We start from the raw sequence: 14,494 nt of genomic DNA on the forward strand, positions 1-14,494 counted from the left end.
GAGCCGCCGGTCTCGGCCCCGGAGGGGGAGTACGCCGGCGTGCCGGACGATCCGGCGGCGCGTCCGGGGCCCCGGGGCCCCGACCGTGAAAGGAACGTCAACGTCGTTCTTTCTCGCCTTCGGGAACACCCTTCGTCGCGGCCTCCCCGCGGAGATCGCCTCTCTCCGCGTCGGAGGCGGCCCCGCCCGGGACGGTGCTGTCCGGGGTGGTGCTGTCCGAGGGGGCGCTGCCCGGAGTGGCGCTGCCCGGGGCGGCGGCCGGAACCGCTCTGCCCGGCTCGTCGCCGGCCGGGTCGTTCCCGTCCCGGTCGCTCTCCACCGGCTCGGCCTGGTCAGCCGGGTGGGCGGGATCGGCCGAGCCTCCGGCCGTGCCCGGGTCCGCGGTCGCGAGCGTCGCCGAGGCGGGTCGCGCCCCGGTGCCCCGTCCGCTCTCGCCGTCGTTCTCGGCCGGGTCGGCCTGGTCGGACGGGTGGGCCGGGTCGACGGGATCCCCCACGCCGTCTCCCACGTCCGACGCGGCCAGGGTGCCGGCCGGTGCGGCGGCGTCCTCGCCCTTCGCCGGATCCGCGCCCTCGTCCTCGCCCGGAGCGACGGCCCCGCCCTTGAGGCCGTCGGGCTCGGTCACCGGGATGACCCGCTCCTCGCCGGTCTTGTTCCTGGCGTACCAGAAGTAGGCCATCGCCCCGATGAACAGGATGATCGAGGTCCACTGGTTGAGCCGCAGGCCGAGGATGTGGTGGGCGGTGTCGACCCGCAGGCCCTCGATCCAGAAGCGGCCCACGGTGTAACCGGCGACGTAGAGCGCGAACAGGCGGCCGTGCCGGAGCACGAACTTGCGGCCGAGCCAGATGAGGACCAGCGCCAGGCCCAGGTCCCAGATCGACTCGTACAGGAACGTGGGGTGGTAGGTGTCCTCACCGGGCACCGTGCCGGGCCGGTCGGGGTCGATCTCCAGGCCCCACGGCAGGTCGGTGGGCCTGCCGAACAGCTCCTGGTTGAAGTAGTTGCCCCAGCGGCCGATGGCCTGGGCCACCACGATCCCGGGGGCCACGGTGTCGGCCACCGCGGTCAGGGAGATGCCCCGGCCGCGGCAGCCCAGCCAGACGCCCACGCCGCCGAGCGCGACGGCGCCCCAGATGCCCAGGCCGCCGTTCCAGATGAACAGCGCCTCGATCGGCTCGTTGGGCGCGTCCGGCCCGAAGTAGAGCTGCCAGTCGGTGATGACGTGGTAGAGGCGGCCACCGACCAGGCCGAACGGCACGGCCCAGACGGCGAGGTCCACGATCGTTCCGGGAACACCGCCGCGGGCGCGCCAGCGGCGTTCGCCGATGGCGACCGCGACGACGACGCCGAGCACGATGCACAGTGCGTAGGCCCGGATGGGGACCACGCCGAAAAGGTGCCAGACCCCCTGGGAGGGGCTGGGAATCGAGGCGAGGGGCATGTCAGGTGACGTTACCGTGTCGCGCGCTACTTGGCGGCATCAAGAACGGCCTGGCGTAGCTCGGCCGGCTTGAAAGCCACCGCGGTGTCCACCTCGGTGCCGTTGAGCTTCAGCGTCGGGGTGCCCGTGAGCTTCTGGCTCTTCAGGACCTCGGCGCTGTAGGCGAGGTGCGCGGACGCCTTCTCCTGGCTGGTCACGCACTTCTCGAAGCCGGTGTCGGTCACCCCGGCGTCCTTGCCCCAGGCGATCAGGTCGGGGATCGTGAAGCCCTCCGCGCTCTCCGACGGCTGCTCCTCGAACAACCTGTCGTGGAACCTGCTCCAGGGCGCGCCTCCGGGGATGCAGCGGGAGGCCGCCCCGGCGCGCAGGGAGTTGCCCCGGGTGATGCCCTTGTTGGTCTGCTCCGAGAAGATCGTGATCGGGTGGTAGACCACCTTGGCCTTGCCCTCGGCCGCCAGGTTCTTGATCGTGGCGCCGCTGGTCCTCTCCAGCGCCTCGCAGGCGGGGCACTGGAAGTCCTCGAAGACGTCCAGGACCGGCTTCTCCACGCCCGCCTTGGCCATGACCACCGAGCCGTCCGCGGCGACGGTGACCGGCGCGAGCGCGGCGCCCACCTCCTCGGACCTGCTGCTCTGGGCGGCGAACCACCAGCCTGCCCCGACGGCGGCGATCGCGACGACGGCGGCCGTTCCGATGGTCGCCATACGCTTGCGCCTTTCCTTCACCATCTGCTCTTCGCGCTGTGCCTTGATCCGATCACGCGCCGACTGCTCCCGCGCGGCCTTGCCCATCAGTCAGTCCCCTTTTCCTGGTGCTCCTCCTCGTCGTCGCCGTCAGGGTCGTCGTACGGCTCCCGTCCCGGGGTGAGTCCCAGGGCGGAGTCCAGCGCGAAGCGGCCCGGAGGAAACCAGGCGACGAGCACACCGAGCCCGAAGAGACCGAAATCACGCAGGATGTCGATGAGGTAGTCGGGCTCCACCCCGGCCGCCAGCTGACCGCCGCCGCCGAAGCAGCCGCAGTCGATGCGCAGCCCGCGCGCCCACGCCGAGGCGATCCCGATGACGAACGCCAGCATGAGCAGTGCCGAGATGACACCCGCCGCCCGGGTGAGCAGCCCGACGACCAGCAACACCCCCACGACGATCTCCAGGATCGGCAGGCCGTAGCCGACCGCCGTGGCGAGCGATTCAGGGAGCAGTTCATATGCCTCGACCGCCTGAACCGAGAGCACCGGGGTGCCGATCTTGCCCCAACCCGCGACGATCAGCACGCCCGCCAGCACCAGCCGTGAGACGGTCGCTACCCAGGGTAGCGCCGAAATCACGATACGCGACCTATTGGGCGCGGGGTTATCAGAGGTCACGTGCACCATTCTCCTATTCCAGCCCCGGGCGCGGACGTCTCCGGCGAACGCAAGGTATCCGAAGGAAACCTCATCACGGGCTGGATAAGCGTCGAATAAGCCTGCCTGGCAGGCGGTGACCGGGGTGCGATCCCTCCGCCGGAGGGATCGCACCCGGGCGGGTCCTCAGCCCCGGACGCCCGCCGCCAGCTCGGCGCCCAGCTCGCGGACCGCCGCCAGACCCGAGGTCTCGTCGGGAGCGTCCAGGACGCGGCGGATGAACGCCGACCCCACGATGACGCCGTCAGCGTAGCCGGCGACCTCGGCGGCCTGCCGCCCGGTGCCGACGCCCAGGCCGACGCACACCGGCAGGGAGGTGTGCGGGCGGGTGCGCTCGACCAGGCCCTGCGCGGCCTCGCCGACCGATTCGCGGGCACCGGTGACGCCCATCAGCGACGCCGCGTAGACGAAGCCGGTGCAGCTGTCGACGACGGCCTTGATGCGGGCCTCGGTGGAGCTCGGGGCGACCAGGAAGACCGTGTCGATCCCGGCCGCGGCGCTGGCCTCGCGCCAGGGACCGGCCTCCTCGGGGGTCAGGTCGGGCGTGATGGTGCCCACCCCGCCCGCGTTCGCCAGGTCCCTGGCGAAGCGGTCGGCGCCGTAGCGGTCGATCGGGTTCCAGTACGTCATGACCAGGGTGGCGGCACCGGTGGCGGCCACGCCCTCGACCGTGCGCAGCACGTCGGCGATGCGGGTGCCGTTGGTCAGCGCCCGGTGGACGGCGTCCTGGATCGTCGGGCCGTCCATGAGGGGGTCCGAGTAGGGCAGGCCGATCTCGATCACGTCGCAGCCCGCCTCCACCATGGCGGTGGCGACGGCGATCGCACCGTCCTTGCTGGGGAACCCGGCGGGCAGGTATCCGATGAGGGCGGCGCGATCGTCCGCCTTAGCCTTGGCGAACACCGTCTGGAGAGTCGTCATCGTTGCTTCCGTTGCGGTCCGTCCCCTCCGGGCCGCCGGAGAGAAGCAAGTCGGTCGTCAGAGGGTCAGAGGTTGAAGTACTTCATCGCGGTGCCCATGTCCTTGTCGCCCCGGCCCGAGAGGTTGACCAGGATCGTCGCCTCGGGACCCATCTCGCGACCGAGCTTGAGGGCTCCGGCGAGCGCGTGCGAGGACTCGATCGCGGGGATGATGCCCTCGGTGCGGGCGAGCAGCGCGAAGGCGTCCATCGCCTCGGCGTCGGTGATGCCGTGGTAGGTGGCGCGGCCGCTGTCCTTGAGCCAGGCGTGCTCGGGGCCGACGCCGGGGTAGTCGAGCCCGGCCGAGATCGAGTGCGACTCGATCGTCTGGCCCTCGTCGTCCTGCAGCACGTAGGTGCGCGAGCCGTGCAGCACGCCGACGGAGCCCTGGGTGAGGGTGAGGGCGTGCTCGCCGCTCTCCAGGCCCCGGCCGCCCGCCTCGTAGCCGTGCAGTTGGACGTCCTTGTCGTCGAGGAAGGCGTGGAAGACGCCGATGGCGTTCGATCCCCCGCCGACGGCGGCGGCGACCGCGTCGGGCAGCCTGCCGGTGAGCTCCAGCATCTGGCGGCGGGCCTCGACGCCGATGATGCGGGCGAAGTCGCGGACGATCTCCGGGAACGGGTGCGGGCCCGCGATGGTGCCGAAGAGGTAGTGGGTGCGGTCGACGTTGGCGACCCAGTCGCGGAACGCCTCGTTGATGGCGTCCTTGAGGGTCTGGCTGCCGTTGGTGACCGGGACGACGGTGGCGCCGAGCAGCTTCATGCGGGCGACGTTGAGCGCCTGGCGCTCGCAGTCGACGGCCCCCATGTAGATGACGCACTCCAGGCCCATCAGGGCGGCGGCGGTCGCGGTGGCGACGCCGTGCTGGCCGGCGCCGGTCTCGGCGATCACCCGCGTCTTGCCCAGGCGCTTGGTCAGCAGGGCCTGGCCGAGCACGTTGTTGATCTTGTGGGCGCCGGTGTGGGTCAGGTCCTCGCGCTTGAGGATGATCCGGGCGCCGCCCGCCTGCTCGGCGAAGCGGGGGATCTCGGTCAGCGTGGTCGGCCGCCCGGCGTAGGTGCGCAGCAGGTGGTCGAACTCCCGCACGAACGCCTCGTCGTTCTTCGCCTTGTCGTACTCCGCCGCGACCTCGTCCAGCGCCGGGATGAGCGCCTCGGGCACGTAGCGCCCGCCGAAGACGCCGAACTTGCCGTTGATGTCGGGGTCGTTGCCGTGGGCGGCGTTGCCCGCGAGGTCGGCGGTGGTGATGACGGTTCCGTCGTGCGTTGTCACTGCTTACTGCCCCTCGGGTCGGGATGCTGGGTGGGCACCGGCGGTGACCAGGTCGACCACGGCGGCCCGCGGGTCCTTGCCGGTCACCAGGCTCTCGCCGACCAGGACGGCGTCGGCTCCCGCCCTGGCGTAGGCGAGCAGGTCGTGGGGGCCGCGCACGCCCGACTCGGCGATCTTGATGACGCCGTCGGGGATCTTGGGAGCCAGCTTGGCGAAGACCTCGCGGTCGACCTCGAGGGTCTTGAGGTTCCGCGCGTTGACACCGATGATCTTCGCTCCGGCGGCGAGCGCCCGGTCGAGCTCCTCCTCGGTGTGCACCTCGACCAGCGGGGTCAGCCCGATCGACTCGGCCCGCTCGATCAGCGAGACCAGCGCGTTCTGGTCGAGCGCCGCGACGATCAGCAGCGCCAGGTCGGCGCCGTAGGCACGGGCCTCCCAGAGCTGGTACGAGGTGACGATGAAGTCCTTGCGCAGCACCGGGATGTCGACGACGGCGCGCACGGCGGCCAGGTCGTCGAGGCTGCCGCCGAAGCGGCGCCGCTCGGTGAGCACGCTGATGACGTGGGCGCCGCCCGACTCGTAGTCGCCCGCCAGCGCGGCGGGGTCGGCGATCGCGGCCAGGGCGCCCTTGGACGGGCTGGAGCGCTTGACCTCGGCGATGACCGCCACCTGGTCGCCGCCCAGCGCCGCGTACGCGTCACGGGGGGCGGGTGCCCGTCCGGCCCGTTCCTTGAGCTCGGCCAGCGTCACCTTCTCCTGCCGTTCGGCCAGATCGGCGCGGACTCCTTCGAGGATCTCCTCGAGCACGCTCACTTGCCCTCCTCGCGAAGCTCCGGGGCCAGGTTCGCGAACGCTGCCGTATCCGTGGTTCGCTCGCTCCGCTCGCTCACGAGTAAGGCCCCTCCCGAATCGACTGCCCTTGTTCCGCCGATGCTATCGGCCCTGCCGGGGTCGCTCCGCCACGGGGTGAGACCTATCGGTGACTATGGGGCCAGGAATTCCCCAAAAGGAAGATTTCGCACTATCCAAAACACGACCATCAAAGCGAGCAATGACCACACATATGCCGGGTGCACGGATCTCCCGGCGGGCGCGCCCCTGGACGTACCGCCCGACCAGGCACGCAGCGTCCACCGGCCCCAGAGCACGACCAGCACCGGAATCATGAGCGTGACGAACGGGTTGAGCCCCAGAGCCGCCACGGGATCCCCGTGGACGAGCGCGTACACCGTTCGCAGGCCGCCGCAGCCGGGGCAGTAGAGGCCGGTGAGCATGAGGAACGGGCAGGTCGGGTAGTGGCCCGGCTCTCCGGGGTCCACCGCCCCGACGAACGCCACCGCCGCGCCCGCCGCCAGCGCGACGCCGAGCGGCGCCAGCAGGGCCGTCGCGCGCGCCCCGCGCGGACCCTCGGTCTTCCCCGTCACCATGCCGTCATCACGGCCCGTCAGCACCCTTCACCGGTGGCCGTCCCCCACCCGTCACCCTACTCACGCCGCCGGCGCGCCGCCGGGCGCGAGCCCCCGCGGAAACCGGGACCGGTAGCGGGCCCCCGCGTCAGTAGCTCACCCCGCTGCCGATGAGGGCGCCGGCCCCGATCAGCCAGAACAGCAACACCACGCCGAGCCAGCACAGGATGCCGAAATAGGACAGGACCAGGCCCGCGACGGCCATGCCCCGGCCCTCCTCGCCCGTCCGGTTGATCTGTCCCAGCGAGATGTGGCCGAGCACCGCACCCACGATCGAGGGGAGCCCGCAGCTGAACAACCCCACGATGCCCATGATCAGCGCGGCGATGGCCATGCCGTTGTTGCCCTTGGGCGGCTTGCCGTACCCCCCGTAGGGGTCGTAGCCGCCACCAGGCTGGCCGTAGGGGTCGTAGCCGCCACCAGGCTGGCCGTAGGGGTCGTAGCCGCCACCAGGCTGGCCGTACCCTCCGTACCCTCCGGCGCCGTGACCGCCGGACGAGTCGTAGCCACCCGGGGGGCCGTAACCACCGCCGCCCCCTGGGGTCTGGCCATAGCCATCCGAGTGATTGCCATAGCTCATGAATGACCCCCAATTATCCGAGTTGCGGGCAAAATCCTAGCGAAAATGCTCCCGGAAGGAGAGAATCCGTTCGCGCTTGTGAGCGCGTTGTGAGCAAGTCGTAGCCGAAAGCGCAGACCGAGGCTCAGTGCTCGCAGGAGGGACCGAGGCTCAGTGCTCGCCGGAGGTCAGCGCTCGCGGGGGTCCGGGTCGGCCGTGGGGTCGACGCCCTCGTCGAGGGCGTCCCACAGTTCCCGCTCGCCGGGGGCGCTCTCGGCGGGAGCAGGACGGTTCGCGGCGCCGCCGGGACCGGCCCCCTGCCGGTCGTAGCGGCCGGACATGCCCGGCCAGCGCCCGCCGCGCAGGATCACCGCCACTCCTCCGGCCAGCAGCAGGAGCCCCCCGGCGGAGGCGAGGATCGGCCAGACGACGGCCGACGCGACCTGCGGGGCGGCGCCCGCGGACATCGGTGCCCGCTCGGCGGAGATCCGCAGCGCGGCATTCGCGCCGCTCCCCCACCAGGAACCGGCGATCATCCCTGCCCCGCCGAGCGCCATCACCGCTCCGACGAGCCCGCGCCACACGCCTCCCGTGGCGAGGACGGCGACCACCGCGGCGAGCGCCGCCCAGGCGGCCGGGCCGAGCGCGGGGACCAGTTCGGCGGCGGAGACCGCCACCTCGCGGGTGTCGTACGTCACGGTGAACCAGTCGCGCCCGGCGGCGAGGAGCACGAGCGCGGCGCCCGCCACGCACACGGCCAGCCAGGTCCACAGCTCCCGCCTGCCCGTCACGCCCGGGTCACCGCCAGCTCGTCGGCGTCGAAGCAGGTCCGGTCGCCGGTGTGGCAGGCGGCGCCCACCTGGTCGACCTTGAGCAGGACGGTGTCGCCGTCGCAGTCGAGCGCGGCGGACTTGACGTGCTGGACGTGACCGGAGGTGTCGCCCTTCACCCAGTAGGCTCCGCGGCTGCGCGACCAGTAGGTGGCCCTTCCCGTGGTGAGCGTGCGGTGCAGCGCCTCGTCGTCCATCCAGGCGAGCATGAGCACCTCGCCGGTGTCGTACTGCTGGACGACGACGGGAACCAGCCCGTCGGCGGTGCGCTTCAGCCGGGCCGCGATGGCGAGGTCAAGGGACATGCGGCAATTGTGCCGCAACCGGGAGGAGGGGTCGTGTCCGGCCCGGCCGGGCCGGACGTCCGCCGCCGCAGGCCGGGCCGGAGACGGCGGGCGGCGGGAGCAGAAGCCGGACGGGGACGGCGGGGACAGAAGCCGGACGGGGACGGCGGGGCGGCTCAGCGGCTGCGGTCGTCGTCGAGCACGTCGGCGGCGTGGACGACGATCTTGGGGTCGGGGACGCCGACGACCTCGTGGTCCTTGTTCTCGTACTCGAACAGGCTCAGGACGTGCCGCATGGCCTCGATCCGGGCCCGCTTCTTGTCATTGCTCTTGATCACCGTCCACGGGGCCTCCTCCGTGTCGGTGTTGACGAACATGTCCTCCTTGGCGGCGGTGTAGTCCTCCCACTTGTCGAGCGACTCCAGGTCCATCGGCGACAGCTTCCACTGCCGCACCGGGTCGACCTGGCGGATCACGAACCGGGTGCGCTGCTCGGACCGCGAGACCGAGAACCAGAACTTCACCAGGTGGATGCCGTCGCGGACGAGCATCCGCTCGAACTCGGGGGCCTGCTCCAGGAACTCCAGGTATTCCTCGGGAGTGCAGAAGCGCATCACCCGCTCGACCCCGGCGCGGTTGTACCAGGAGCGGTCGAAGAAGACCATCTCGCCGGCGGCGGGCAGGTGGGAGACGTAGCGCTGGAAGTACCACTGGGTGCTCTCGCGCTCGCTCGGCTTCTCCAGCGCCACCACGTTCGCGCCCCGGGGGTTGAGGTGCTCCATGAACCGCTTGATCGTGCCGCCCTTGCCCGCGGCGTCGCGCCCCTCGAAGAGGACGACCATGCGTCCCCCGGTGTCCTTGATCCAGTACTGGAGCTTGAGCAGCTCGATCTGGAGCAGCCGCTTGAGCCGCTCGTACTCCGCCCGCCCCATCCGCTCGTTGTAGGGATACTTCTCCCGCCAGGTGTCGACCGGGCTGCCGTCCTTGCGGACCAGGACGGGGTCGTCGTCGTCATCGTCGTTGACCCGCAGATCGGTCAGCTCGTCGAGCAGATCGCTGCGGTCTATCGCCGCGTGGACGTCCACGACGGGGAACTGGCCGTCCGACGGCTCCCCGCCAACCAACTCTGCCATCGGTCCCTTCCCTCGGGCGGGCGTGGGGCCCGCCTCCGCCCTGCCCCTACCACGCTCTGAGCAGGCTAATCCTTCCCGGGCGTCCCTTTCTTCGCGGGCGATCCGCCCCTTTCGCGCCGTACGATCCGCTCCGACAAAAAACCTACTAAACCAGTAGGTCTTGACGGAATCGTGAGCGTGTGTTGGAGTGATGCCGTGCGCCCAGAGTTCCCGCCGGCGGCGGGCGAGGACGTCGCCCCGTGCCGCGCCCGATCCGTGCCCTGTCGCCGCTGACCCGCGTCGCCGCCGACCGTCCGGCGCTCCGCCCGCGGAGCGCGCCCCGCACCGCCCCCGTCCGGTACGACCAGCCAGAAAGGCCTCAACCATGCCCGTCGAATTCCCAGGCGCCGACGGCGGTGACACGCACGATCCCGCGGCCCTCGCGTCCCCCGCGAAGGCACCGCCCCCGGTGACGGGCGGCCGGGGGCGCGCGCACCACGGGTACACGTGGAGCCGGGCCCGGCTCGTCTCCGTGTCCGCCCCCGGCGGGTCCGGCGGGTCCGCCGGGCCCCGCGTGATCCTGGCCGCCACTCCCCCCTCGGGCGAAACCCCCGGCGACACGGAAGGCGCGGAGGCCGGCGGGCCCCCGCCGAGGGTGGTCACCACCCGTCACCCGGGGCGGTGGGTGGCGGCCCTGGGCGTCGCGGTGCTGCTGGCCATGGCGGTCAGCGCGCTGGTCACCAACCCGGCCTGGGAGTGGGAGGTGGTCGGGGAGTACCTGTTCGCGCCCTCCGTGCTGCGGGCGGTCGTGTTCACGCTGGAGCTGACCGCGCTGGGAATCGTCTTCGGCTTCCTGCTCGGCACGATCCTGGCGCTCATGCGGCTGTCGGGGAATCCACTGCTCAACTCGGCCGCCTGGGGCTACATCGCCCTGTTCCGGTCGGTACCGCTGATCCTGCAGCTGCTGTTCTGGTACAACCTGGCCCTGCTGTATCCGAGGATCTCCTTCGGCGTGCCGTTCGGCCCGGCGTTCTTCGACATCGGGACGATGGACCTGATCGGACCGGTCACCGCCGCCGCGCTGGGCCTGGCCCTGCACCAGGCCGCCTACGCCGCGGAGATCGTCCGGGCCGGGCTGCTCTCGGTGGACCACGGCCAGCGGGAGGCGGCCGCGGCGCTGGGCATCCCCAAGGCCAGGCAGCTGTTCCGGATCGTCCTGCCGCAGGCCATGCGGTCGATCGTGCCGACCGCCGGCAACGAGATCATCGGCCTGGTCAAGGGCACCTCGGTCGTCTACATCATGGCCCTGCCCGAGCTCTTCTACCAGGTTCAGGTGATCTACAACCGCAACGGCAGGGTCATCGCCCTGCTGCTGGTGGCGACCATCTGGTATCTCGTGATGACCTCCGTGATGTCCGTCGCGCAGCACTACGTCGAGCGGCACTACGGAAAGGGCCTGGCATGAGCGCCGCGATGGTCGAGCTGCGGGGCGTGCACAAGAGCTTCGGGTCGCTGGAGGTGCTGCGCGGGGTGGACCTGCGGGTCGCCGCGGGCGAGGTAACGGTGATCCTGGGCCCGTCGGGGTCGGGGAAGTCCACGCTTCTCCGTACCGTCAACCACCTGGAGAAGGTGGACAGCGGTTCGGTCAGCGTCGACGGCGAGCTGGTCGGCTACCGCAGGTCCGGCGACAGGCTGTACGAGCTGCCCGAGCGCGAGATCCTCCGGCAGCGGACCAGGATCGGATTCGTCTTCCAGAACTTCAACCTCTTCCCGCACCTGACCGTGCACCAGAACGTCACCGAGGCGCCCCGGTCGGCCCAGCGCAGGCCGAAGGCGGAGGTGGACGCGCTGGCGGCCCGGCTGCTGGAGCGGGTCGGGCTCTCCGACAAGGCGCACTCCTATCCCCGCAAGCTCTCCGGCGGGCAGCAGCAGCGGGTGGCCATCGCCCGCGCCCTGGCCCTGGAGCCCAAGGTCATCCTCTTCGACGAGCCGACGTCCGCGCTGGATCCGGAACTCGTCGGCGAGGTGCTCGACGTGGTCAAGGGCCTCGCCGGGAGCGGCACCACCATGATCGTCGTCACCCACGAGATCGGCTTCGCCCGCGAGGTCGCCGACACCGTGGTCTTCATGGACGAGGGCCGGATCGTCGAGCGGGGCACCCCCGCCGAGGTGCTGGACGCCCCCCGGCACGAGCGCACCCGCCTCTTCCTCAGCAGCGCAAGGACGTCTACGACTTCGCCACCTACCGGGTGGACCAGCTCGCCTGGCAGGTGAGCAGGGGGAGCCCGATCACCAAGATCGAGAAGGCCGCCGACATCGCCGGGCTGAACGTCTCCGTCGGATCCGGCACCAACCAGGAGAAGATCCTGCTGGAGTGGGACGCGCAGAACCAGAAGGCCGGGCTCGAGGCCGCGAACATCCAGTACTACCAGAAGTACGGCGACGTCCTGCTGGCGCTGAAGTCCGGCCGCGTCCAGGCCTACCTGGGCCCGAACCCTCCCATCGCCTACCAGGTCGCGGTGGGCGGTGACAGCAGGATCGTCGGGACGCTCTCGGGCGGAGGGTCGGTCGAGGGCCTGATCGCGGTCATGACCCTGAAGGGCAACGGCCTGGTCCAGCCGGTCAACGAGGCGATCAACACGCTCATCGAGAACGGCAAGTACGCCGAGGTGCTCAAGCGCTGGGGCCTGGACAACGAGGCACTGCCCACGTCGAGGATCAACCCGCCCGGCCTGCCGAGGCAGCCCAAGTGACGATCGACTCCGCGAGGCCCGCCGCACCCGCCGCCCCGGGCACCGAACGTCCCCCGCCCCCGCCCACGAAGCACGCGGCACCGGCACCGGCACCGGCACCGGGCGGGTGTTCCCCGCGGGCTCCGGCCGTCTCCCTCCAGGTGCGGCACGTGGCCGTTCCCGGCCCCGAGGTCGAACCGCTCCTGGAGGGCCTGCACGCCGAGTACACCAGCCGGTACGGTCCCAACGACGAGATCAACCGCTATCCCGGCGAGCGGTTCACCCCGGAGCACGGGGGCGCGTTCCTCGTCCTCGTCGAGCACGGGCGGACCGTCGCCGGGGGCGCGTTCTTCCGGCACGACGGGGAGACCGCCGAGCTCAAGCGGATCTGGACCCATCCGGACCACCGCCGGCGCGGCCTGGGCGTCGCCGTCGTACGGGAGCTGGAGCGGGAGGCCGCGCGGCAGGGTTACCGCAGGATCTACCTGACCACGGGCCCCCGGCAGCCCGAGGCGGCCGGGCTCTACCTCGCGACCGGATACACCCCGCTCTACGACCTGGGGGCCGACCCCGAGACGGTCGGCCCCCACCCCTTCGAGAAGATCATCCGAGGTTCGGCGTGAACCGCTAGGAGCGGGCGGCCGAGACCCAGGAGGCGTGCAGGTCCGCGTAGACGCCGGGCCGGCGTACCAGCTCGGCGTGCGGGCCGCGCTGCACGATCCGGCCCTTGTCGAAGACGAACACCTCGTCCGCCGCCTCGGCGGTGGAGAGCCGGTGGGCGATGGAGACGGCGGTGCGCCCCCGCGTGACGCCCTCCAGGGCGCGGGCCAGCCGCACCTCCGTCGCCGGGTCCACCGCGGAGGTGGCCTCGTCCAGCAGCAGCAGGTCGGGGTCGGCCAGGTAGGCGCGGGCGAGCGCGACGAGCTGGCGCTCGCCCGCCGACAGCGACTCGCCGCGCTGGCCGACCCTGGTCGACAGGTCGGCGGGCAGCCCCTCCAGCCAGTCGGTGAGCCCCAGCTCGGTCATGGCGAGCCGGATCTCCGCCTCGGTCGCCGAGGGACGGCCGAAGGCGATGTTCTCCGCCAGGGTGCCGTTGAACAGGAAGCCGTCCTGCGGCACCATGACGATGCGGCTGCGCAGCGAGGAGAACCGGACGGTCCTCAGGTCGTGGCCGTCGACCGTGATCCGCCCCGAGACGGGGTCCATCAGGCGGGTGAGCAGCTTGGCGAAGGTCGTCTTGCCGGAACCGGTCTCCCCCACCACGGCGATCCGCGAGCGCGGCGGGATGTCCGCCGAGACCCCGTGCAGCACCGGGACCCCGCCGGGGTAGGAGAACTCCACGTCCTCGAAGGAGACCGAGATGGGACCGCGCGGCAGCTCGACGCCCTCGGGGCCCGGGTCGGCGACGTCGGCGGGGGTGTCGAGCACGCCGAGGATGCGCCGCCACCCGGCGACGGCGTTCTGCGCCTCGTTGAGCACCTCGGTGGCGATCTGCATCGGCGAGACGAACAGCGTGATGAGGAACAGGAAGGCGACCAGGCGTCCCTCGGTGATGTCCTGCGCCAGCCCGAGCCGCACCCCGACCAGCACCACGGCCGCCAGGGTCACGGCGGCGACGATCTCGGTCAGCGGGAACACGGTCGCGACGATCCGCTGGGTGCGGGCCTGCGCCGCCATGTTGGCGTCGATCGCGACGTCGAGCCGCTCGGCCGTACGGGCCTCGGAGCCGTGGGCCCTGATCACGGCCGCGCCCACGACCGACTCGCTGACGGCCGAGAGCATGTCGCCGGTGCGCTCGCGGACCCGCGTGTAGGCGCCCGACAGCCACCGCTGGAAGCGCGGCAGGACGACCATGAGCGGCAGGAAGCACAGCCACACCAGCAGGGCGAGCTGCCAGGAGTAGACGAACATCAGCCCGGTGGCGACCAGGAGCTGGCCCAGGGCGATGATGATCATCAGCCCGCCCCACTGCATGAAGACGCTGATCTGGTCGACGTCGCCGGTGACCCGGGAGACGAGGGCGCCGCGCCGCTCAGAGTTCTGGGTGAGCACCGACAGGTCGTGCACGTGCCGGAAGCCGCGCACCCTGAGCGTGGCGAGCGAGGACTCGGTGGCCCGGTAGAGGCGTACGTTCATCAGGTACGCGCACAGCGCGGTGAACACCACGGCGGCGGCGCACAGCAGCACGGCGGTGCGGACGTAGGCCACGTCCGGGGCGCCCTTCGCGAGCCCCGTGTCGATGGTCTGCTGGACGGCGATCGGCACGATGATCTTGCCGATCGTGGCCACCACGGCCAGCGCGAGCGTGCCGGCCAGCCCCTTGCGGAACTCCGGCGTGAGCGACAGGCCGTGCCTGACGGTGGCCAGCCCGGAGCGCTCGACCCCCTGGAACGAGCTCACCGGCACCGTCCTCCCAGCCCCGGTCCCAGCCCTG

General features: G+C 71.5%; 16 protein-coding genes. 4 read left to right on the forward strand and 12 right to left on the reverse strand.

Annotated features, from left to right (window positions below; translation table 11 throughout):
* Window positions 1-97: 97 nt before the first annotated feature.
* The 11 genes from lgt to ppk2 all read right to left on the reverse strand — a co-directional run bounded on the left by lgt (window position 98) and on the right by ppk2 (window position 9,349).
* Window positions 98-1,444, reverse strand: coding sequence for a prolipoprotein diacylglyceryl transferase (lgt, locus tag AB0G15_RS22235; protein WP_362842736.1), 1,347 nt, complete (start codon window positions 1,442-1,444; stop codon window positions 98-100).
* A gap of 26 nt (window positions 1,445-1,470) precedes the next feature.
* Complete coding sequence (locus AB0G15_RS22240; protein ID WP_362842738.1) at window positions 1,471-2,148, reverse strand: thioredoxin domain-containing protein; 678 nt, start codon at window positions 2,146-2,148, stop codon at window positions 1,471-1,473.
* 86 nt (window positions 2,149-2,234) lie between these two features.
* A complete protein-coding gene (locus tag AB0G15_RS22245; protein WP_362842740.1) occupies window positions 2,235-2,768 on the reverse strand; it encodes a MauE/DoxX family redox-associated membrane protein in 534 nt (177 codons plus the stop codon).
* A gap of 204 nt (window positions 2,769-2,972) precedes the next feature.
* Window positions 2,973-3,767, reverse strand: coding sequence for a tryptophan synthase subunit alpha (gene trpA, locus AB0G15_RS22250; protein ID WP_362676232.1), 795 nt, complete (start codon window positions 3,765-3,767; stop codon window positions 2,973-2,975).
* Window positions 3,768-3,832: 65 nt separating this feature from the next.
* Window positions 3,833-5,053, reverse strand: coding sequence for a tryptophan synthase subunit beta (gene trpB / locus AB0G15_RS22255; RefSeq protein WP_362842907.1), 1,221 nt, complete (start codon window positions 5,051-5,053; stop codon window positions 3,833-3,835).
* Window positions 5,054-5,080: 27 nt separating this feature from the next.
* Complete coding sequence (gene trpC, locus AB0G15_RS22260; RefSeq protein ID WP_362842743.1) at window positions 5,081-5,890, reverse strand: indole-3-glycerol phosphate synthase TrpC; 810 nt, start codon at window positions 5,888-5,890, stop codon at window positions 5,081-5,083.
* Between the two features lie 170 nt (window positions 5,891-6,060).
* Window positions 6,061-6,504, reverse strand: coding sequence for a DUF2752 domain-containing protein (locus AB0G15_RS22265; RefSeq protein ID WP_362842746.1), 444 nt, complete (start codon window positions 6,502-6,504; stop codon window positions 6,061-6,063).
* A gap of 127 nt (window positions 6,505-6,631) precedes the next feature.
* Window positions 6,632-7,123 carry a DUF4190 domain-containing protein gene (locus AB0G15_RS22270; protein ID WP_362842748.1) on the reverse strand — a complete coding sequence of 164 codons (492 nt, stop codon included), beginning with the start codon at window positions 7,121-7,123 and terminating at the stop codon, window positions 6,632-6,634.
* Between the two features lie 167 nt (window positions 7,124-7,290).
* Window positions 7,291-7,893: a Trp biosynthesis-associated membrane protein gene (locus AB0G15_RS22275; RefSeq protein ID WP_362842751.1), complete on the reverse strand. Its 603-nt coding sequence runs from the start codon at window positions 7,891-7,893 to the stop codon at window positions 7,291-7,293.
* Complete coding sequence (hisI, locus tag AB0G15_RS22280; protein WP_362676242.1) at window positions 7,890-8,237, reverse strand: phosphoribosyl-AMP cyclohydrolase; 348 nt, start codon at window positions 8,235-8,237, stop codon at window positions 7,890-7,892. The genes AB0G15_RS22275 and hisI overlap by 4 nt, the downstream gene beginning before the upstream one ends.
* A gap of 155 nt (window positions 8,238-8,392) precedes the next feature.
* Complete coding sequence (gene ppk2 / locus AB0G15_RS22285) at window positions 8,393-9,349, reverse strand: polyphosphate kinase 2 (RefSeq protein WP_362842754.1); 957 nt, start codon at window positions 9,347-9,349, stop codon at window positions 8,393-8,395.
* A gap of 364 nt (window positions 9,350-9,713) precedes the next feature.
* Here ppk2 and AB0G15_RS22290 point away from each other — a divergent pair, with 364 nt between their 5' ends.
* From AB0G15_RS22290 to AB0G15_RS22305, 4 genes are read left to right on the forward strand one after another with little or no spacing between them, the layout of a single operon-like run.
* On the forward strand, window positions 9,714-10,793 hold the full coding sequence (locus AB0G15_RS22290; RefSeq protein WP_362842756.1) for an amino acid ABC transporter permease: 1,080 nt from the start codon (window positions 9,714-9,716) through the stop codon (window positions 10,791-10,793).
* On the forward strand, window positions 10,790-11,602 hold the full coding sequence (locus AB0G15_RS22295) for an amino acid ABC transporter ATP-binding protein (RefSeq protein ID WP_362842759.1): 813 nt from the start codon (window positions 10,790-10,792) through the stop codon (window positions 11,600-11,602). The genes AB0G15_RS22290 and AB0G15_RS22295 overlap by 4 nt, the downstream gene beginning before the upstream one ends.
* Window positions 11,578-12,081 carry a transporter substrate-binding domain-containing protein gene (locus tag AB0G15_RS22300; RefSeq protein ID WP_362842762.1) on the forward strand — a complete coding sequence of 168 codons (504 nt, stop codon included), beginning with the start codon at window positions 11,578-11,580 and terminating at the stop codon, window positions 12,079-12,081. The genes AB0G15_RS22295 and AB0G15_RS22300 overlap by 25 nt, the downstream gene beginning before the upstream one ends.
* Window positions 12,078-12,683, forward strand: a complete 606-nt coding sequence (locus AB0G15_RS22305; protein ID WP_362842765.1) for a GNAT family N-acetyltransferase — start codon at window positions 12,078-12,080, stop codon at window positions 12,681-12,683. Before AB0G15_RS22300 ends, AB0G15_RS22305 begins: the two co-directional genes overlap by 4 nt.
* Window positions 12,684-12,687: 4 nt before the next feature.
* Here AB0G15_RS22305 and AB0G15_RS22310 read toward each other — a convergent pair whose 3' ends face one another.
* Entirely contained in the window at window positions 12,688-14,460 is a 1,773-nt protein-coding gene (locus AB0G15_RS22310; RefSeq protein WP_362842768.1) for an ABC transporter ATP-binding protein, read from the reverse strand.
* Window positions 14,461-14,494 lie beyond the last annotated feature (34 nt).

This window comes from Streptosporangium sp. NPDC023825 (assembly GCF_040639575.1).
Taxonomy (GTDB): domain Bacteria; phylum Actinomycetota; class Actinomycetes; order Streptosporangiales; family Streptosporangiaceae; genus Streptosporangium.

Bases quoted from the DNA above. Each gene is read 5' to 3' on its own strand.
- lgt (WP_362842736.1), bottom strand. From the start codon at position 1,444: ATGCCCCTCGCCTCGATTCCCAGCCCCTCCCAGGGGGTCTGGCACCTT.
- AB0G15_RS22240 (WP_362842738.1), bottom strand. From the start codon at position 2,148: ATGGCGACCATCGGAACGGCCGCCGTCGTCGCGATCGCCGCCGTCGGG.
- trpA (WP_362676232.1), bottom strand. From the start codon at position 3,767: ATGACGACTCTCCAGACGGTGTTCGCCAAGGCTAAGGCGGACGATCGC.
- AB0G15_RS22265 (WP_362842746.1), bottom strand. From the start codon at position 6,504: ATGGTGACGGGGAAGACCGAGGGTCCGCGCGGGGCGCGCGCGACGGCC.
- AB0G15_RS22270 (WP_362842748.1), bottom strand. From the start codon at position 7,123: ATGAGCTATGGCAATCACTCGGATGGCTATGGCCAGACCCCAGGGGGC.
- hisI (WP_362676242.1), bottom strand. From the start codon at position 8,237: ATGTCCCTTGACCTCGCCATCGCGGCCCGGCTGAAGCGCACCGCCGAC.
- ppk2 (WP_362842754.1), bottom strand. From the start codon at position 9,349: ATGGCAGAGTTGGTTGGCGGGGAGCCGTCGGACGGCCAGTTCCCCGTC.
- AB0G15_RS22290 (WP_362842756.1), top strand. From the start codon at position 9,714: ATGCCCGTCGAATTCCCAGGCGCCGACGGCGGTGACACGCACGATCCC.
- AB0G15_RS22295 (WP_362842759.1), top strand. From the start codon at position 10,790: ATGAGCGCCGCGATGGTCGAGCTGCGGGGCGTGCACAAGAGCTTCGGG.